Annotated in this window: 23 protein-coding genes and 1 tRNA gene; 13 read left to right on the top strand and 11 right to left on the bottom strand. The window is 47.2% G+C overall.

Features of this window, described 5'->3' with window-relative positions:
- The first annotated feature begins 184 nt into the window (after positions 1-184).
- From B5D50_RS10670 to B5D50_RS10720, 11 genes are all read left to right on the top strand, one after another.
- Positions 185-973, top strand: a complete 789-nt coding sequence (locus B5D50_RS10670) for a phytanoyl-CoA dioxygenase family protein (RefSeq protein ID WP_078922602.1) — start codon at positions 185-187, stop codon at positions 971-973.
- 138 nt (positions 974-1,111) lie between these two features.
- The gene (gene thrS, locus B5D50_RS10675) at positions 1,112-3,037 is read left to right on the top strand and encodes a threonine--tRNA ligase (RefSeq protein ID WP_078922603.1); all 1,926 of its coding nucleotides are present in this window, start codon (positions 1,112-1,114) and stop codon (positions 3,035-3,037) included.
- Positions 3,024-3,563 carry a translation initiation factor IF-3 gene (infC, locus tag B5D50_RS10680; RefSeq protein WP_234975856.1) on the top strand — a complete coding sequence of 180 codons (540 nt, stop codon included), beginning with the start codon at positions 3,024-3,026 and terminating at the stop codon, positions 3,561-3,563. Before thrS ends, infC (B5D50_RS10680) begins: the two co-directional genes overlap by 14 nt.
- Positions 3,563-4,054, top strand: coding sequence for a translation initiation factor IF-3 (gene infC, locus B5D50_RS10685; RefSeq protein ID WP_078922605.1), 492 nt, complete (start codon positions 3,563-3,565; stop codon positions 4,052-4,054). Before infC (B5D50_RS10680) ends, infC (B5D50_RS10685) begins: the two co-directional genes overlap by 1 nt.
- A gap of 94 nt (positions 4,055-4,148) precedes the next feature.
- The gene (gene rpmI, locus B5D50_RS10690; protein WP_078922606.1) at positions 4,149-4,349 is read left to right on the top strand and encodes a 50S ribosomal protein L35; all 201 of its coding nucleotides are present in this window, start codon (positions 4,149-4,151) and stop codon (positions 4,347-4,349) included.
- A 14-nt stretch (positions 4,350-4,363) separates the two neighbouring features.
- The gene (gene rplT, locus B5D50_RS10695) at positions 4,364-4,723 is read left to right on the top strand and encodes a 50S ribosomal protein L20 (RefSeq protein WP_078922607.1); all 360 of its coding nucleotides are present in this window, start codon (positions 4,364-4,366) and stop codon (positions 4,721-4,723) included.
- A gap of 105 nt (positions 4,724-4,828) precedes the next feature.
- On the top strand, positions 4,829-5,863 hold the full coding sequence (gene pheS / locus B5D50_RS10700) for a phenylalanine--tRNA ligase subunit alpha (protein ID WP_078922608.1): 1,035 nt from the start codon (positions 4,829-4,831) through the stop codon (positions 5,861-5,863).
- Between the two features lie 19 nt (positions 5,864-5,882).
- Positions 5,883-8,267 (top strand): phenylalanine--tRNA ligase subunit beta, encoded by a 2,385-nt coding sequence (gene pheT / locus B5D50_RS10705; RefSeq protein ID WP_078922609.1) that lies wholly within the window; start codon positions 5,883-5,885, stop codon positions 8,265-8,267.
- 15 nt (positions 8,268-8,282) lie between these two features.
- Positions 8,283-8,597, top strand: a complete 315-nt coding sequence (locus tag B5D50_RS10710) for an integration host factor subunit alpha (protein ID WP_078922610.1) — start codon at positions 8,283-8,285, stop codon at positions 8,595-8,597.
- On the top strand, positions 8,569-8,937 hold the full coding sequence (locus tag B5D50_RS10715) for a MerR family transcriptional regulator (RefSeq protein WP_078922611.1): 369 nt from the start codon (positions 8,569-8,571) through the stop codon (positions 8,935-8,937). The genes B5D50_RS10710 and B5D50_RS10715 overlap by 29 nt, the downstream gene beginning before the upstream one ends.
- 53 nt (positions 8,938-8,990) lie before the next feature.
- Positions 8,991-9,067: transfer RNA gene (locus B5D50_RS10720), tRNA-Pro, on the top strand.
- A gap of 608 nt (positions 9,068-9,675) precedes the next feature.
- On the opposite strand, the gene B5D50_RS10725 is transcribed toward B5D50_RS10720, so the two are convergent.
- The 11 genes from B5D50_RS10725 to B5D50_RS20340 form a co-directional block, all read right to left on the bottom strand.
- A complete protein-coding gene (locus B5D50_RS10725; protein ID WP_078922612.1) occupies positions 9,676-9,873 on the bottom strand; it encodes a hypothetical protein in 198 nt (65 codons plus the stop codon).
- Between the two features lie 37 nt (positions 9,874-9,910).
- Positions 9,911-12,583: a toprim domain-containing protein gene (locus B5D50_RS10730; protein ID WP_159448617.1), complete on the bottom strand. Its 2,673-nt coding sequence runs from the start codon at positions 12,581-12,583 to the stop codon at positions 9,911-9,913.
- Between the two features lie 129 nt (positions 12,584-12,712).
- Positions 12,713-13,105, bottom strand: coding sequence for a hypothetical protein (locus B5D50_RS10735; RefSeq protein WP_143594333.1), 393 nt, complete (start codon positions 13,103-13,105; stop codon positions 12,713-12,715).
- A gap of 5 nt (positions 13,106-13,110) precedes the next feature.
- Positions 13,111-13,299 (bottom strand): hypothetical protein, encoded by a 189-nt coding sequence (locus B5D50_RS20335; RefSeq protein ID WP_078922617.1) that lies wholly within the window; start codon positions 13,297-13,299, stop codon positions 13,111-13,113.
- Between the two features lie 282 nt (positions 13,300-13,581).
- On the bottom strand, positions 13,582-15,189 hold the full coding sequence (locus B5D50_RS10750; RefSeq protein WP_078922621.1) for a hypothetical protein: 1,608 nt from the start codon (positions 15,187-15,189) through the stop codon (positions 13,582-13,584).
- Positions 15,186-15,515 carry a hypothetical protein gene (locus B5D50_RS10755; RefSeq protein WP_078922623.1) on the bottom strand — a complete coding sequence of 110 codons (330 nt, stop codon included), beginning with the start codon at positions 15,513-15,515 and terminating at the stop codon, positions 15,186-15,188. The genes B5D50_RS10750 and B5D50_RS10755 overlap by 4 nt, the downstream gene beginning before the upstream one ends.
- Before the next feature lie 20 nt (positions 15,516-15,535).
- Positions 15,536-16,249: a replication protein gene (locus B5D50_RS10760; protein ID WP_078922625.1), complete on the bottom strand. Its 714-nt coding sequence runs from the start codon at positions 16,247-16,249 to the stop codon at positions 15,536-15,538.
- On the bottom strand, positions 16,246-16,491 hold the full coding sequence (locus B5D50_RS10765; RefSeq protein ID WP_078922627.1) for a hypothetical protein: 246 nt from the start codon (positions 16,489-16,491) through the stop codon (positions 16,246-16,248). Before B5D50_RS10765 ends, B5D50_RS10760 begins: the two co-directional genes overlap by 4 nt.
- Positions 16,492-16,618: 127 nt before the next feature.
- A complete protein-coding gene (locus B5D50_RS10770; protein ID WP_078922628.1) occupies positions 16,619-16,828 on the bottom strand; it encodes a hypothetical protein in 210 nt (69 codons plus the stop codon).
- A gap of 21 nt (positions 16,829-16,849) precedes the next feature.
- On the bottom strand, positions 16,850-17,086 hold the full coding sequence (locus B5D50_RS20105) for a hypothetical protein (RefSeq protein ID WP_143594334.1): 237 nt from the start codon (positions 17,084-17,086) through the stop codon (positions 16,850-16,852).
- Between the two features lie 179 nt (positions 17,087-17,265).
- A complete protein-coding gene (locus tag B5D50_RS20340) occupies positions 17,266-17,439 on the bottom strand; it encodes a hypothetical protein (RefSeq protein ID WP_159448618.1) in 174 nt (57 codons plus the stop codon).
- Between the two features lie 36 nt (positions 17,440-17,475).
- On the opposite strand from B5D50_RS20340, the gene B5D50_RS10775 reads away from it, so the two are divergent.
- Positions 17,476-18,048: a helix-turn-helix domain-containing protein gene (locus B5D50_RS10775; protein ID WP_143594335.1), complete on the top strand. Its 573-nt coding sequence runs from the start codon at positions 17,476-17,478 to the stop codon at positions 18,046-18,048.
- Between the two features lie 360 nt (positions 18,049-18,408).
- Complete coding sequence (locus tag B5D50_RS10780; protein ID WP_078922632.1) at positions 18,409-19,083, top strand: hypothetical protein; 675 nt, start codon at positions 18,409-18,411, stop codon at positions 19,081-19,083.
- The last annotated feature ends 6 nt before the right edge of the window (positions 19,084-19,089 follow it).

The raw sequence follows: 19,089 nt of genomic DNA on the forward strand, positions 1-19,089 counted from the left end.
GCTAGATGCATAGCTGACAATAAATTTTCAAAGACTAAAGCCGGACATGTGATCTAGCCGAGCAACCCGTGCAAAAATCGCCAGCTTGAGTGATTTAATCACCGAACTTTTGGCTAGTTTTAACTTAAACTTGCATTTACATTTAGTAAGCTTCAATTTCTTGAAAACGGTAAAGTAAAAATCTATGAGTTTATCAGTTGAGCAAATTAATAAATTTAATGAAGACGGTTATTTGATTTTTGATACTCAATTACCTGAAAGTAGTTTAGATGCGATTTCCGAACGGCTTAAGCCTTATTGGGGGCATGAGGGTGCAAAATTTGAAGGAGCGCCCTATGCAGACTTTAATCGTCTTCAGGATGCTTGGCGGGTCGATAATGATATTAAATCAATTGCTATTGCGCCACCGATCTTAGCTGTTTTGCAAGCATTGTATGGGCGTAAGCCCAAGCCATTTCAAACCTTGAATTTTTACAAAGGGACTGAGCAAAAGATCCATTCGGATAGTATTCATTTTAATTCTGAACCGTTTGGCTTAATGTGCGGGGTGTGGGTAGCTTTCGAGGATATTGGTATGGAGCAAGGACCACTCATGTATTATCCCGGTAGTCACAAGTTACCAGAAATGAATTTTGAAACGATGGGGCTAGAACCTAATTATGCCTATTATCCTCAATATGAAGCTTACCTAGAGCAATTAGTTCAGGATCGGCAAATGCAGCCCGCTTATGGTCTTATGAACAAGGGGCAGGCTTTGGTTTGGGCGGCTAACTTATTGCACGGTGGCTCTAAACAGACGAATAAAACCCTCACTCGGCAATCACAAGTAACACATTATTATCTAGACGGGGCTAAGCCGTGGCGGCCGGGACACAGTAAAGATCAGCGGGCGTATTTCACGCCTGAATGGCTTCCTTATGAACAACCTAAACAACATTGGCGTGATAGATTCTTAGGTTGGTTCAAGCAGTAAGCGCGCTTGTCTGAGGTTTGCTAGCGAAGTACCACAAAATTTGGCATAAAACTTGCGGCTCAGCGCATACCTGAGTATCCTGCCTGCTTTTAATTAAACTATGTGATCCTTGGTATGGATCACCACTGGAGAATAATAATGCTTGCCATTACTCTACCTGATGGGAGTTTGCGCTCCTTCGATCATCCTGTTTCTGTTGCTGAAGTAGCTGCCTCGATTGGTGCTGGGCTCGCCAAGGCGGCGCTGGCTGGCAAAGTGAATGGTCAGCTCGTTGATACGAGTTATGTACTCAATCAAGATAGTCATTTAGCCATTATTACAGCTAAAGATCCTGAAGGGGTGGATGTGATTCGCCATTCTTCAGCGCATTTAATGGCGCAAGCGGTGAAGCAACTCTTTCCTGAGGTACAAGTGACGATTGGGCCGACGATTGAAAATGGCTTTTATTATGATTTTGCCAGCCCACAACCCTTTACGCCAGAAGACTTAGCCGCGATTGATGAACGCATGCAGGACTTGATTCGTCAAGATATTCCGGTTGAGCGTAGCACGATGTCCCGTGAAGCAGCGGTGAGTTTTTTCAAAAATATGGGTGAGCTGTACAAGGCGGAAATCATTGAAAGTATTCCTGCTGGTGAAGTGCTGTCCTTATATCGTCAGGGCGATTTTATTGATCTGTGCCGAGGGCCGCATGTGCCGAGCACTGGGAAAATTCCAGCGGTTAAAGTGATGAAAGCAGCCGGTGCTTATTGGCGGGGTGATGCTAAAAATGCCATGCTTCAGCGCGTTTATGGTACAGCGTGGGCGAATAAAAAAGACCTGCAAGCTTATTTAACTTTCCTTGAGGAAGCTGAAAAGCGTGACCATCGTAAGATTGGCCGTCAATTAGATTTATTCCATTTGCAAGATGAAGCGCCCGGCCAAGTATTCTGGCATGAAAAAGGCTGGACGATTTACCAAGCAATTGAGCAGTACATGCGTAAAAATTTGCGTGCTCGAGCTTATAAAGAAATCAAAACACCGCAATTGGTGGATTTCTCCTTATGGGAGCGTTCAGGGCATGCAGGTAAATACCGCGAGAATATGTTTGTGGTCGATGTGGAAGAACGCTCTTTCGCCATGAAGCCGATGAACTGCCCTTGCCATATTCAAGTCTATAATCAAGGCTTAAAAAGCTATCGTGATTTACCACTGCGCTTAGCGGAGTTTGGTTCTTGTCATCGGAATGAGTTTTCGGGTGCACTGCATGGTCTGATGCGGGTACGTGGCTTTGTGCAAGATGATGCCCATATCTTTTGTACCGAAGAGCAGATTCAAAACGAAGTGGTGAGCTTTATTGATTTTCTGCATGATGTTTATAATGACTTCGGTTTTAGCGATGTGATTTATAAATTATCCACTCGCCCTGAGCAGCGTGTCGGCTCAGATGAAGTGTGGGATAAGGCAGAAAAGGCGTTAGCGGATGCTTTAGATGCCAAAGGTTTGCCTTGGGAAGAACAACCCGGTGAAGGGGCTTTCTATGGACCGAAGATTGAGTTTACTTTAAAAGATTGCTTAGGTCGCCATTGGCAATTGGGGACGATCCAAGTCGATTTCTCGATGCCAGCGCGGTTAGATGCACAATATGTAGCTGAAGATGGCTCAAGGAAAGTGCCAGTCATGCTACATCGTGCTATCCTTGGTTCTTTCGAGCGCTTTATTGGTATTTTAATTGAGCACTACGAAGGAAAGTTCCCAGTTTGGCTAGCGCCTGTGCAAGTGGCTGTACTGAATATCACTGATAATCAAGCTGATTTCGTGAAAACAGTGGAAAAACAGCTCCGTGATCAGGGTATCCGCGCTGTAGCAGACTTGAGAAATGAGAAGATTGGCTTTAAAATCCGCGAACATACAATGCAACGGATTCCCTATTTATTAGTAATCGGGGATCGTGAGGTCGAAACACAATCAGTTGCTGTGCGCACGCGCTCTGGTAAAGATTTAGGTGTCATGCCTGTTTCTGCGATTCAGCAAAAATTGCTAACAGAAATTGCCAATCACAGTACGATTGATTTGGAGGAATAAACTTATCGCTCTGGAAAAAGAACATCGCATTAATGAAGACATCCGAATCCCAAAAATTCGGCTGATTGATGCAGATGGTGAAAATAAAGGTGTCGTTTCTACCTTTGAAGCTCAAGCTATGGCTCAAGAAGCCGGTTTAGACTTAGTAGAGATCGTTCCGAATGGCAAACCGCCTGTTTGTCGCATCATGGATTACGGTAAATTCCGTTTCGATGAAAGTAAAAAGGCGGCGGTGGCACGTAAAAAACAAAAGCAGGTTCAAGTCAAAGAGATTAAATTTCGCCCTGGTACCGACGAAGGCGATTACAAAATCAAACTGAAGAAACTGACTGAGTTTTTAGAGGAAGGTGATAAAGCTAAAGTCACTGTTCGCTTCCGTGGACGGGAGATGGCTCACCGTGAATTGGGTATGGAAGTGCTCAAGCGTGTCGAAACGGACTTGACTGAGTTAGGTGTCGTCGAGCAGTTTCCTAAGCTCGAAGGCCGCCAAATGGTCATGGTCATGGCACCGAAGAAAAAAGTTTAATGTCTAAATCAGAAGTGTTAGTGCGCGTTATCGGTGCAGATGGCGTAAATAAAGGTGTTATGTCTAAATCAGCAGCACAAGCGTTAGCGGATGAAGCTGATTTAGATTTAGTAGAAATCGACCCTCACGGCAAACCGCCTGTTTGTCGCATCATGGATTACGGAAAGTTCCGTTTCGATGAAAGCAAAAAAGCGGCTGATACACGTAAAAAACAAAAGCAGGTTCAAGTCAAAGAGATTAAGTTTCGCCCCGGTACCGACGAAGGCGATTACAAAATCAAATTGAAGAAACTGACTGAGTTTTTAGAGGCAGGTGATAAAGCTAAAGTCACTGTTCGCTTCCGTGGACGGGAGATGGCTCACCGTGAATTGGGTATGGAAGTGCTCAAGCGTGTCGAAACGGACTTGACTGAGTTAGGTGTCGTCGAGCAGTTTCCTAAGCTCGAAGGCCGTCAAATGGTCATGGTCATGGCAGCGAAGAAAAAAGTATAGAAGCTTAAGGTTATACTTTAAGTTTTTCCTCATCCAAGCAAGGTTAGGCACTCTTGCTGGGTGTTTTTTTAATCCTCTGTTAAAGGAGACTAAGATGCCTAAGATGAAAAGCAGCAGTGGAGCTGCTAAGCGCTTCAAGAAGGCTGCTAATGGTACGTTTAAACGTAAACAATCCCATTTACGCCATATCCTCACTAAGAAAACAACTAAGCGTAAACGTCAATTACGTGTGGGTGAAAATCGTGTTGCAGCGGTGGATACCCCAATGATTAATCGTTTGCTGCCGTATGCTTAAGGAGGATCGGATAGATGGCAAGAGTTAAACGTGGTGTACAGGCGAGTGCCCGTCACAAAAAGATCATGAAGTTGGCAAAAGGTTACTATGGTGCCCGTAGCCGTACTTATCGTGTCGCCCATCAAGCAGTCATCAAAGCGGGTCAATACGCTTACCGTGACCGCCGTCAGAAAAAACGTCAATTCCGCGCTCTGTGGATAGTACGGATTAATGCGGCTGCACGGATTTCTGGTTTGTCTTACAGCCGTTTCATGAATGGCTTAAAGAAGGCCAATATTACGGTTGACCGTAAAGTGCTGGCTGATCTTGCAGTCCATGATATTGCGGCCTTTGGCCAGCTTGCCGAAAAAGCAAAAGCTGCCCTAGCTGCCTAATTATCCTGCTGTCAAGCAAGGCTGTTACTCATATAAAAAGCGGGGAAGGTTTTTGCCTCTCCCGCTTTTTGTTTTTCTGAAAATCGTAAGTAAAAGGAAAGTATTGTGCAAAGTTTGCTAGAACTGATGGGCACTGCTCACGAGCAAATCTCCAGTGCCAGCAATTTGGCCAGCCTTGATCAGATTCGTGTGCAGTATTTGGGTAAAACGGGCTTGATTACTGAGCAACTTAAGCAGCTCGGTCAACTGCCGCCTGAAGAGCGTAAAGCGGTGGGGCAAGAGATTAATTTGGCTAAACAAGCTTTAGCGAGTGCGATTGATCTGCGGCGTGATAGCTTGCAGGCCGAAGCCTTAACGATGCGCCTTGAAGCCGAATCGGTGGATGTGACGTTGCCCGGTCGTCGTATGGATACAGGTGGTTTGCATCCAGTCACTTTGACGATTCAGCGCATGCAAGCCATTTTCGCGCAACTCGGCTTTGCTTTAGCGGAAGGTCCACAGATTGAAGACGATTTTCATAATTTTACGGCTTTGAATGTACCTGCGAATCATCCTGCTCGCGCGATGCAAGATACGTTTTATTTAGAAAACTTTGGTACGGAAGAGCCTTTGCTATTAAGAACGCATACCTCTTCGGTACAAATTCGTTATATGGAAGCGCAGCAGCCACCAATTCGGATTATTGCGCCGGGGCGCGTTTATCGCTGCGATTCGGATATGACACATAGCCCGATGTTCCATCAAGTTGAAGGTTTGATGGTAGATAAAGATATTACTTTCGCCGATTTGAAAGGTATTTTGGATGAGTTTTTCCGTGCCTTTTTTGAAGATGACGGGATCAAAATGCGCTTCCGTGCCAGCTTCTTCCCCTTCACTGAGCCATCAGCAGAAACGGACATTACCTGTGTGCATTGTCACGGGGCGGGTTGCCGTGTATGTAAAAATACTGGCTGGCTCGAGGTGATGGGCTGTGGCATGGTTCACCCGAATGTTTTAAAGCATGTGGGGATAGATAGCGAGCAGTACACCGGCTTTGCCTTTGGCATGGGGGTAGAGCGTTTAGCTATGCTGCGCTATCAGATCAATGATTTGCGGGTGTTATTCGAAAATGATGTGCGTTTCTTACGACAGTTTCACTAAGGGCTAACAGGATTCAAACATGAAAATCAGTGAACAATGGTTACGTGAATGGGTTAATCCTGCGCTGAGCTTGGATGAAATTAACCATAAATTGACGATGGCAGGTTGCGAGGTTGAAGGGGTTGCTGGCGTTGCCACCGATTTTAGCCAGGTCATCGTTGGGCAAATTATCGAACTCACTAAGCACCCTGATGCAGACAAGCTGAATGTGTGCAAAGTGGATAGTGGGCAAGGCGAAATCCTGCAAATCGTTTGTGGCGCACCGAATGCACGCGCAGGCTTAAAAGCGCCCCTTGCTTTGATCGGTGCTGAGTTGCCGATGCCGGATGGTAAGCCTTTGAAAATTAAAAAAGGCAAACTACGTGGGATTGAATCTTGTGGCATGCTGTGCTCAGCCTCTGAGCTAGGTATGGCTGAGAAGTCCGAAGGTTTATTGGAGTTGCCAGAAGATGCACCTTTAGGTGCTTCCGTGCAGGCTTATCTGAAGTTAGCGGATAAAGTGGTTGAGCTGAATGTGACAGCCAATCGTGGGGATTGGTTGAGCATCGCTGGGGTTGCTCGCGAGGTCGGTGTGTTGACTCGTACTCACCTGACTCCACCGACGACACCGGAGCAAGCTAATCATCATACGGATACCTTAAAAGTTAGTTTACCGGCTGCGGATAGCTGCCCACGTTATGCGGGGCGCATTATTCGCAATATTAATCCGAATGCAAAAACCCCACTGTGGATGAAGGAAAAATTGCGCCGTTTAGGTTCGCGGAGTTTGTCGCCTGTGGTGGATGTGACCAATTATGTCTTGCTCGAGCTAGGTCAGCCGATGCATGCCTTTGATTTGGACAAGCTACACGGCGGCATCCAAGCGCGCTACGCCACCGAAGGCGAGCAGCTGGTGTTATTAGATGACCAAACAGTGACCCTAACGAGTGATACCTTAGTCATCGCTGATGATGAACAAGCGGTTGCGCTTGCAGGGATTAAAGGCGGGATGGCGACAGCGGTCGGTCAGACGACTCAGCATATTTTTTTAGAAAGTGCACATTTCCGTGCTGAAAAGCTGCGCGGGCAAGCTCGTCGTTATGGTTTGCAGACCGATGCTTCTTATCGGTTTGAGCGTGGTGTCGCGGCGGATTTACCCGTGCAAGCTTTAGAGCGCGCAACCCAGTTAATCGTGGAAATCTGTGGCGGTTCAGTCGGGCCAGTCGTTGATGTGTGTGCTGATGAGCATTTATTAGCTCGCCCTGTAGTCATTTTACGTCGAGAACGGATTGCGCGCGTGCTGGGGGTGACGATTGAGGATGCCACGGTTGAGGATATTCTAGAGCGCTTAGGTTGTGAACTCGTTGCTCAAGCAACGGGCTGGAGCGTGAAGCCACCGCATAGCCGTTTTGATATTACGATTGAAGAGGATTTGATCGAAGAGCTAGCCCGAGTGTATGGCTATGACAATATTCCTGCGGCACTCAAAGCTCGAGCACCTAAACTCACCCTAGGGTTGGAAACAGAAACTCAACTCAGTGATTTGCGAGCCCCCTTACTTGCCAATGGTTATCAAGAAGCGGTTACTTATAGTTTTGTTGATCCAACCATAGAGGGGCTGCTATCACCGGGCCATGAGTCGATTGTCTTGGCGAATCCGATTTCAGCAGAGTTAAGCCACCTGCGTAGCACGGTCTGGTCTGGTTTATTACGTGCAGTCGAATACAACTTAAATCGTCAGCAAACGCGAGTACGCTTATTTGAGGTCGGCCCGGTGTTTAGCAAAACGGAAACTGGCCTTCAACAGCAAGATAAAATTGCGGGTATTATGACCGGGGCGGCTTTTCCTGAGCAATGGGGGCAAGCAAATCGTGCGGTAGACTTCTATGATATGAAGGGTGATGTCGAAGCTATCTTAGCTCAAGCAAGTGCAGAGACCTTTTATTTTGTACCAGTAGCTCATCCGGCTTTACATCCGGGGCAATCCGCCCAGATTGCAACTGATCAAGCAGTGGTGGGTTGGGTGGGGGCTTTGCATCCTGCTTTAGAGGCGAAATTAGGTTTTGGGCAAGATATCTTCTTATTTGAGCTTGATTTAAAGGCCTTACAAGGCCGCCGGTTGCCGGTTTATCAAGCAATTAGTAAGTTCCCGATGATTCGCCGTGATCTTGCTTTGGTAATGGATCGCTCAGTGTTAGCCATTGCTTTGGATCAGGCGATTGCCAAGGTAGCCCCTCCGAGCTTAATCAGTTGGGAGATTTTTGATGTGTATCGGGGCAAAGGTATTGCAGAGCATCAAAAAAGTGTGGCCTTGAGCTTGATTTTACAAGAACCTTCACGCACCCTTGAAGATAGTGAGGTTACGAAGATCATAGGGGAGATTATGGCGTCATTACAGGAAAATACGGGTGCAAGCCTCAGGTAATCAGGAGAAATAACAATGGTGACGACGTTAACCAAAGCAGACATGGTTGAGCATTTATATGAAAAACTTGGACTAAATAAACGTGAGGCCAAGGACTTGGTGGAAATGTTTTTTGAGGAAGTCCGTTTAGCTTTAGGACAAGGACAGAACGTAAAATTATCCGGTTTTGGTAATTTTATGTTGCGTGATAAAACTCAGCGCCCAGGGCGTAACCCCAAAACAGGTGAAGATATTCCAGTGGATGCGCGTCGTGTAGTGACTTTCAGACCCGGCCAAAAACTAAAACAACGAGTCGAAGTGTATGCAGGAAACGCAGATACCGAACAGTGAGTTGCCTGTTATTCCTTCTAAACGCTACTTCACCATTGGTGAAGTTAGCGATTTATGCTGTGTAAAAGCATATATTTTACGTTATTGGGAACAAGAGTTTCCTTCGCTTAAGCCCATGAAGCGTCGGGGTAACCGCCGTTATTATCAGCGTGAAGATGTCTTAATGATTCGGCAGATTCGAGGTCTGCTGTATGAAGAAGGGTATACGATCAGTGGCGCTCGCCAGAAATTATTGGGTAACAACGATGAGCCAGCTGTGGTTGTTGATAAGCCAGCAGAGGATGTGCTCGCTCAGGTGATTGAAGGCTTAGAGAAGGTGCTAGCTACCCTTAAATCTTAAACTTCTAGTTGAGATCAAGCCCAGTATAGGGTATCTTTGCATTCCTTTCCGGTCGGAGTGTGGCGCAGCTTGGTAGCGCACCACAATGGGGTTGTGGGGGTCGGAGGTTCAAATCCTCTCACTCCGACCAATTAAGTATATGATTTTAAACAATTTTCAAAAACTATCTTTCTAAAAGTGGCGGTAAATTGGCGGTTCACTCCCCTCTTCCGCTGCCCATCCAAACGACAAGCAAGGGTCGCTGATAACCGGCAAAGTAAGGGATTAGTTAGTTTTGAGGGTTCGGGTTTGCAAAACTAGTAATTTTAGTAATAGACCCTAAAAAGCATATCTAAGTGCATGTTTTAATTAGCTAATTTCGATTACTAAAAAAGGTAATTAGTTAGTAATTAAATTACTACCATTCCAAAAATTCCATATTTATCAGCTAGTTATCAGGCAGGGAAATTACATCTATAAAAAGGTAATTTATTACTACTTTATTACTATATAAGGTAATTAATATGTTATTGATTTTTAAAGATAAAAATAGGCTTATTACTTAAATTACTAAAATTACTAGTTTTGCACGGTATACCCTAACTTTTCATAGTTTGGTGTTTAGTAGGCATAAAAAAGCCCACAGTAGTGGGCTGATAGTGGCTAAGTAATTAGGGTCGGGCGTAAGCTAGCAAGTGCATAGGCACTGTCATGCGTGCTGCGATCCACGGGTCATACTCCCCTTTACTCCAGTCCATATCAGTCTCCGATCTTTTGTATTGGTGCGAATTGTAGGTGAGGATTGTCTTGCATTTGAACCGCAATCTCTCGGATTTTTTCTACTTGGGCAGTGGGTACGAACACTTGTACTTGCACTAGCCCATCTTTGGCCTGCCGGTCTCGGTAGCGCTGCTGGCGAACTCGTACCGCAGCGGGGGTATCTTTGGGGTGGTTCATCGCTATTCCTTCACCGTTATTAGTAACGGGTAGCCGCTTACAGGCTTTCGTGTAAATACCAGCAGCGCACCGATTTCCCGCTAATGGCACTGCATGTCATATAGTTGTGCTTAATGTAGCGGCGGCTGGCTTTGAGTATTTTGACTAGCTCAATCTCAGGCGCTAGCTCTTGTCCGTGTTTGCGGGCTAGTTCGTAGATGTCTCCCAGTCGAATGGCTATTACATGGCTGTCTGCCCTATTTTTGTAGTGATTGATCGGGTCCCCATTGTCTTCAAGATAATTGAGGACGCGCAATAGTTGCTCAACATACGGATGGTCGCGTTTGATGGCTTGCTCACGTTCAGGGACTAGCTGATTGATGATATGTTGTTGCGCACTGTCCACCGATTCGGATTCTATCGGTGTCGTGAACTTTAGCAGTTCAATGGCGGCGCAGAGCTGGGCGTGGTTGAAACTTATTCGGGTGGTACGGGCATAGGGTCGAGATCTAATCAAACGCTCAAATTCGCCCGTTTTTTCTAGGAAAACTGCCAAAAGCTGCTCGGCTTGGGTCAAGCATTTGAGGATATAGCCCGATACCGCGTCAAAAGGTAGCGATTCAATGCGGCGGGCGGCTTCGTAGGTTTGTTGGTTGGTTTGGTCGCGGCGGGTGTAAATGCTAATGAGTCGGGTCAAGACGGCCTCGCTACCATCCACCGGCGCGTTTTGTGCTACCACTAGGCTGCCTAGGTATGGTGGCGCATAGGTTTCATTGCCGCTGGTGGCTACCCCTCGGTTGTAGGGCGATTTGCCCCCGTAGAGTTTTTTGAGTTCTTCCCAATCAAAGGCTTTAAATCGACCTCTCTTCCCTTCGTCTCTATCTGCCTCAATAAACACGGTGGGCAAGTTGGATACCGATCCCATTGAGCGACCAATAAACGAGGCGCTAGAAGCAGACGGATCAAAGCCTTCATAGTTGGAGCTGCCATCTCGCCTCCCCATTAATTTCCACATGAATTCGAGTAAGGTGGATTTGCCTGTGCCGGGTTCGCCGACCAATTCCAAAAACATGAAATCCTTTTGTTTCTGACGTATCTGGGCGGTTAATAAGCTGGCGGTGAAATAGGCTAGCAATATGATGCCGTTGTGCCCCCATGCGGTTTCTAGGTCGGTTATCCAGTCGTCTCGGTAGGCCGAGGGGTCAAAGTTTGGGGTGATTTGTAGGTCGTGGTAAGCGGATTTGATCGACTCGTCGCCCAGTTGCACATAGTTTTCGGTGTTGACGCGCTCAATATGTGAACCACGCACGCCAAAGCCGGGGTAAATATACACGCCCTTCTCTGGACACCAGCCGCCATAGGCGACGGTGTGAATATGGCGGACTTGGCTGGCCCATTTCTCAGTGAGCCATTCAAATGCGTCCGCGTCGGCTTTGAATTTGGCCCAGCTAGCCACGTCTAGGAGTTTTTTGCGGAAGTCGCCGACCGCTGCGACTTGGGTGCCGGTGATGGTGTCTACGTTGGTGCGCCCATCGGCGAAGCGGATGCAGAAGGTGTAAAAGCGTTGGTTGTCGATGGGGTTGTTTTCGGTGTAGACGAAGTCGACGAGGCAATTAGCTAGTTTTTCGAGCGCTTTGCTGTCGAGCATGGCTTGATCGCGTAGTTCTTCCGGTGTGGTTTCATCGTCGGCTAGCCCTGCTTTTCTGCGCAACTCATCGAGCGTTTTTTGGTATTTGTTAATGTCTAGGCGGAATATGTACATTTGGCTTTCAAAGTCGAGCACAAAGAAGGATTTGTTGTTATAGCGCCACATGGCTAGGGCTTTGTTTTCTGCGGTATCAGCTACTAAGAGTTGGCCGTAGTAAGCATAACGCTTCATATCCTCACGACTGAGCTTGCCTTTGATGTGCAGGTCGTTCCAGTCGGTTTTAGATGTGAATTCTGAGGGTTGAATGCAATCCCATTTTAAGCCCATCGCTGTGCAGCGTTTGATGTGCTTTAAGGTGCTTTTCCGTCCAGCATCATCGTTGTCGAGTGCTAGCGTCCAGATTGCCCCTGATTGCTGGTAGGCTTTGACGATGTGCTCGGGGAAGTTTCCGCAGGTCATGAGGGCGACAACATTGTGATAGCCGTTGAGGTATAGGGCGATGGCATCGAAAATGCCTTCGACTAAGTAAATCGGCTTGTCGGCCTCAATCTGCATGTGCGGTGGTGTCCAGCACCAACCTTTAAAATCACCAATAAACCGGCTGTCACGTGCTTCAATAGTGCCGTCTTCATCACGCACATTCACTTTGTCGATGAACTTTTCCCAGCCAATCGTTTTTTCGGGATTCATCCAAAAACGCACCGTGGCCGTGCCACGATCCCCATTAGGGTTCCAGTAGTTCGCTTGTTCGTACCAAGTGCGCAGGCTGAGCAAATCAAAGCCACGCATGATTCGTAGGTAAGCGTCGGCGGTGGCTTGTGGATTTTCGGGGGTTGGTTGGTAGCGCTCAGAAATGTTGACGAATAAATCAGCGTAACGGTCTCGGGTTTTGAATTCGTAGCTGCACTTGGCTTGGTGGTTGCAGGCTGGTAGGAGTGGCTTTTCAACCAAGGTCCACAATGATTTTTTGTTGCAGGCTGGGCAGCGTCCCCCCTGCCAATATTTGCCGCCTGCTTCTATCTTCCCGCCAAAATCGGCAATCAAACGCTGGATGATTTCCGGCGCGATTTCTTCGATTGGCATACTTCCCCTGTTTGTAGATTCCATCTATGAGCCACCTTCGGTATAATTTTTGTCACACATTAAAACTGAAACTGCGGAGGACGGTGCACCGTCCGGCAAAGCCCACCTGATCAGTGGGCTTTGTTTTTTCTATAGGATGTCGTCGTCAAAATCTTCAGATGATTCATCACGCATGGCTTCGCGTTCTATCCTTCTGCGCTCTTGATCCCGCTCTCTAATCAGTTCCCGTGCTCTATATTCAGCACGCTCATTTAACACGCTGGCTAAGTCATAATGTGATATCGGCGTAAATGCGTACTCTGCGCAGTATTCCCGTGCTAGTGCTTCGTCAACGAGTGTCAGTGCATAAATAGCGCTTCCTCCTAGCAGTTTTGTGAATGACTTGGAACGTGCGGTGGCAGGTACATCGACACGGACAAATGATTGATCACCGATGCTTTGAGAGCTAGCAAAACCCGCTATTTTTTGATGACCCATTAGCTCGATTACAGCCCATTCTGCGAAATGATTGGTTGTTGTCATGTCCATTAACCTTCTGTTTGTTTGATTAAATTTCCGCACGGGATTACATACAGCGTCCCGTCTATCTTTATGCCGTGATTCCTCGGCTTGCCCTTTCCGACGATCTGTACCTCACCTCTTTTGCCTTGCAATGGCATTGTTTTATTTTTGTAGTTGATCTGTACTTTTTGTCCTAGTTTAGGATTTGCCAACATCTATATCTCCCGTTTTTAAGCTGGAGAGCGTGTTTAACCGCCCTCCTTTGGTTTTTAGCTGCCGATGATTATGCGCGGTTGCTCATCAGTCGCATGAGTCGTTCGCGTTTGCTGAGGTTCGCTGCTGTCTGGGGTTCTGGATCGGGTTCGGGAACGGGGGGTTCTGAGCTTAGAACCGCGCTCGAACGCGGGTTCTGGGGTTCTTCCTTGAGGAGTTCTACAACTTTGAGGCCGTAGGGTTTCAGGGTGAGATTTAGGTCACGAATGATTTGACTTAGCATGTTAGTTCCCCAATATTTCGGTTTTAACGTCGTTGAGTTCGGCTTGGGCTTGTTCACGGCTCAAGGCTTGAATCAGTGTGCGGGTATTGCCTAGGTTCGTATTTGGTTCGGTAATGATGCCCCATGCTTCCAGAATGATCATGAGCCAGCCTGCCATATCGCCGCCAATCGCATGGATTTTCATGGCTTGTTTTTGGCTGCATTTGGTGTTGCCAGTGGCAATGGCGATGAAAGCGGCATCAAAACGTTCGTGCATGACGTATTTTTGCAAGAGTGCAAAGTTGCTCGGGTTGCTGATCTTTTCTTCTGCTGTTTGGCGTTCTGGAACGGGGGCTGGAACGGGGGGTTCTTGGCTTAGAACGGCGTTCGAACGCGGGTTCTGGGCTTTGCCTATGATGCGATTGATAGACGCTAAATCCGCTGTTTTATTGAGTACGGGATCACGGGGGAAGGGGATACCTGCCTTAGTTAATTCGCTGGCAAAGCTGCTGATTTGTGGGATGCTCAGTTGATGTTCGGCTGTGCCTAGGCGTGCGTCGGTGGATTTAGTTGGGCTAGGGATGGCAAAGCCCATTGGGAACTTGGCTTTCTCGTCGTCTTGGTATTTGAAACGAGCGTCTGGAACGGTGTTGAGAACGGGGGGTTCTGGGCTTAGAACCGCGTTCGAGCGCGGGTTCTGGGTGAAACCTATCGGCTGTTTGGTGCTTGGTTGGGGTAGGGTAGTGCTGCTATCGGTCAGTTTAGCCAGCTCTAGTTCTAGGTGTTTGATGGCGGCATAGCTGCGCTCTTTGGAGCGGCTGAGGAAGTGGTGGAGGATTTCAAAGGCGACGGCGACGATCAGCATGATGATGACGACGGCGGCTTTGATGTAGTCGGTATAATCGCCATTGCCTGCGAGCAGTTGCGCCATAAAGACAATGACGGGGTTGTAGGAGTCGGCCTTGAGTTTGTCTTGGCGGTCGTGGTTGAGCTTGGTGGTATTGGCTGCAATCTGTACTTGAGCGCTAAGGGCCGTGCTTTGTGCATTCTCTAAGGCTTGCACTTTGGCGGCATCACCGTTGCAATGCTTTTCTTTACCGCTCGCCAAGCGGGTTTGACATTGGGCTAGCTTTTGTTGAGCGCTGGCGAGTTGTAGGGCAAGACCTGTGTCCACGGGGGGGGCTGTTGGTGCTTGCAAGGTGGCCTTGTAAGCTGAGTTGCGTTCGAGCATGGCGTTTGATTTGGCATCTTGGCTGGCTGAACTAGAAAAGAACTCGGCGAAGAGTGCGAAGCCAATCACGGTGACGACGACCAAGGTCACAGAGCCATAAAAACCAAAGTGCAGGTAGGCATGGTGTTTGACCCATGAGAGGAAGGCGGCCATTAAAACCACTAGGCCGAGCATAAATAGGAAGCCGATGGTGGCTGTCCATTCGACAAAGTAGGCTGCCCATGTGAGGGGGTCGCCTAGGTAGAGGTGCAGATTGAACGCCAAGTACAGTAAAAATGTGATGAGCATCGCCAGCCAGAGTAGTTTGCTGGCGCGGGTGTCGTTGGCGCGGTGGTCTTGAAGTTGCTGATCTAAGAGTTCGCGTTGCTTTTGAGCGAGGGCAGGGGTCATGTAGTTCATACCGCACCTCCCACGACTAATAAAGCATTGAGAACAGCGGATACCGTACCCAGCCATGCCATGATTGGATGTTGTTTCGCCATCCAGATGACATAGAGACTAGAGAAGTAGGTGAGGGGTAGGTGTAGCCATGTCGCGGTATAGGCGATGGCTAAGCCATAGCTTTGAGCGATTTCAAAGGTTGAATAGCTGGCATAGAGGCTGGCAATGCTGACCACGACGGCTGAAACCACGACATAGACAGTGTGCCAGTCGATGCTATTATTTTTATTCCCCGATTCAGAGGGGATTAAAACTTGTGTTGGTAACCCTTTTTCCTTTAACATTTTCGTGTACTCCACGTACATTAGTAGTTTGACAAGGCCACTGGTGGCACAGTGGCTTTTTTATGTGCGTTCGCAAATTCTGCTTTGATGGTTTCCAGTGTTTTTCCTTGAATTTTGGCTAAGTTCCGATAGAAGAAGTCGTCGTCGATTTGTTTGTTGACGGCTTTCGGCTGCGGGTTTGGCGCTTGTGCTGGTTGCTGCGGGTTGGATCGCAGCGCTGTTTTGTCCAGCGTGCCATTTTTGGCTGCACTGATAAGTGCGAAGCCAAAGCGGACGGGTGTGGTTTGGATGCTGCGGTTGCGGATGGCGAGTGCCAGCAGGTCGCAGACATCTTGTGCGGCTGAGCTGCGCAATTTGGCAAGGGCAGGGCTGAGGGCTTGTTGGGTTTCATGGTCAATCTCCTTGGGGTAGTTGATTTCGGTCTTTGTGTTGTTACCTTCATTGGTGTGGGTAACATCTTTAGGTTTGATGCTTTCTGCATGAGCCACGGTGTACATGAATTCATAATCAGGATGCGCGCTTTGGCTGAATAAGCCGGCTTTGAGCACGCCTTGGACTGCGGGTTTAAGATGGTCTTTGCGCAGGCCAGTGAGTTGGGCGAGTCGCCCGAAGGTGAGGGCGTCGCTGATTTTGTTGAAGCCCACGGTTTGTCGGAGGAGAGCCGCGAAGGCTCTCCATTCGCTTTTGCTTAGATCGGCGGCTAATGCTTTGTCGAGGAGAGGAACTAGGCTCATGCTGCTGCCTCGCTGCGGATGCTAGCGATTTCTGCTAGAAAATACAGTTCGTCATAGAGTTGGTCGTTTAGGACTGTGTCGATTTCGTAATACAGGATTGCACGTGCACTCCCTGTCAGTCTGTGTGCAATTTTAATCCAGTATGCTAATACTGAGTGGTCGCTGGCTTCGCTCCATTCATAAGTGATGCTGTCTGTTAACAGCCGATGGTCTGTTGATTCTAGTGCTGCGTATAGATGCATTCTGCCGCCTCCTCGTCTTGTTCTTCTTGGCCGTCTAGGCAGTCTAGGCAGACTTTAGGTATTTTATCTGACCAGTCGAACACGCCCAGCCATGCGCCGCAGCAATCGCAGTAACCGTCTAGTAAAATCACAGTACACCTCCGTTCATTTGAACGTAATGCTCTAAAGCATCCGCGAGTTCGAGAGCATTAGCAGGCTCTAGAGGTAAGGTGTAAGTGTGCGTATCCGTTTCAATGGTGATATTGATTTGGTCTAGGCTGCCCTGTTGAACAGTGATTGTGCAGCCAACAACTGTGGTGTATTGCGGTGTGTTTTTGATTCTAACAACGGTTTTCATCTTAATTCCCCATGTTTACGATCAGTTTTGAATCGGTGCGCAGGTTTCGGCGTTAGCGCTCAGGCTAGCGGCTAGCATGGCGGGTGTAGCCCACGCTAGGAGTTTTGACAGTGTGCGAGTGCGGGCTGATTTTGGGGAGGGCATATAGCGCGAGCGCCCTTCAGTATCAAAAAATTGGCGGTGACGGGGCGTTAGCAGTGCGCTGCGCTGGAGTTCTGATTTGCACAGAGTGCCGTCATGTTTGATTGATGTTCCCATTGTTGTGTTCCCATTTTATAAAGTTGTGTGGAAACACAGGCAAAGTAAGCCCGTTAAGCTATAATGCTTTTCGGGCAGAGTGAGGCGTGTTTTCCGACTCTGCCTGTGCCTTGTCAGTGTTTTGGCACTGACTCGGAAGAGGGGGTTAGGTCGTTTCCAGCGTCCTAACCCCTTCGTTTTTATGCAGCCAACTTATTTTCTGATTGGCTTTCTTGCATCTTCTCTACTATCAAATCTCTCAGTACGTCGATGGGCTTAAACAGCTTTTCCGGTGTGCTGCGCTTGATGGCTTCAGCATTCAGGTATTGCAGTTGCTCACGAGTACATCTGAAAGTGATTTTCTCGTCTTTCATCTGATTAAACCTTGTGCTAATGTCTACAAAAGTACATTGGAACAAAGCATAAACCAATATTTTGGTTTTGTAAAACAAAAAATGATTACAAACGCAGAAGTTTTTTTTTCTGAACGATTAAGTGAGATTTGTAAAACCAAAAAATTGACTTCAAAAGATTTGGCTCTCGCTATTGGTGTGAAACCGTCTACTTTTCAGCGTTACACATCAGCAAATAGCGTTCCTAGTGCTGAGGTGTTTTTGGGGCTTCACTACCATCTGGGAATAAATCTCAGTTGGTTTGTTACAGGTGAAGGTTCGATGTTTCGTGATGGCGAGCACTCTCCCCAAGCGCGAGCGCAGACTAGTTTGCTGCTTTGCCAGTGGATTGAGCATTACGCATCTACCCGAACGAAAGCCGAACTAAACTGGTTGGAAGTGGAGATCGCTCGCCAGTATCCTGAGTTCAATGCGTGGCTGATCGAGCAAGGGCATGAGCCATTGGCAAAGCCAGATTGGTTTGATCGTTTTTTAATGAGTCCGTTGTTCAAAGCCTTGTCTCCAGCGGCTCGCAGCGAAATTGCGGAGATGGTGGAGGCAGCGGCGCAGCAGGGTAAGAAAAACCCGTAGGCGCTGTTTCAACGTCAATTGTGCGGTATTCAATGCGTTTAATCCCTGTTTGAAAATGTCTCTCCACATATCGCCCAAGGTTTTTTTTGTTATGGGTTGGACGTTGAGCGGATAGATAAGTTCGATACGTTGATCATCTTGCATGATGTTTGCACAAAGTACACAACACGACTGTGTGTAGGTTTATTACTGTAATACGGTTGTATATGTATGTTACCAAGTTTCGGTAAGTGGGTTTACCGAGAGTTGGGTGGGTTTTTACCGAGAGTTGGGAATTGCGTTGACCGAGACTTGGGGTGTCCAGTGGTCAGTTGTTAAGTTTTTTTCCAGTATTATCATCTATACTGAAGGTATTTATTGATGACATTAGCGATTCCGATGGAGCTAAACCCTCTTGATTCCGTGATTAAAGGTGCAGCAGTCTTAGCTAGTGCTGTACAGCGCACGCTATTGGAAACGCAAACTGTAGTTCAAGACTATATAACAACTACGCAAGCTTCTACTGAAGCTCGTGATATTCTTAAATCCTATTTTATTGAGTTGCACTCTAAGCTTAAAAAGCTTGAAAACAGTTATAAAAATACGGCTACTCAACTTAAAAAGGCTAAATCTATTAATGATGATATAGATACCGAGCTAAAGATAATCCTATTAATGAATAATGCGCAGTCTGACCTGATTTTTATAAGAGACACCTATAAACGTATTCAGGATCAGTTGAAACAGGTAAAAGAATTATCCTTATGGTCTTGGTCGATTAGTCGCCAGTTCGATAAAGCTTATAAGTCGTTAGACCAGTCGTTGAAGTCTATTGATCGTGCACTCCTGCGTTTTAATCAATTGCGCCATTACTCTGTTAAAGAGTATCAGGCTTATCAGCATAATCAGCTTTTAAAGGTAGCTGCTTTAACTACGCAGCCTATTCAGCTAGATGCCGATGATTTGAGGTTTATTCTTGATTCTATTGATAAGCCACCTAAGCCCCCCACTCCAGCCATGCAGCGTGCCTTAGAACATTATCATCAGTGTTCTTGAGGTATA

The organism is Thiothrix eikelboomii (assembly GCF_900167255.1).
Lineage (GTDB): Bacteria > Pseudomonadota > Gammaproteobacteria > Thiotrichales > Thiotrichaceae > Thiolinea > Thiolinea eikelboomii.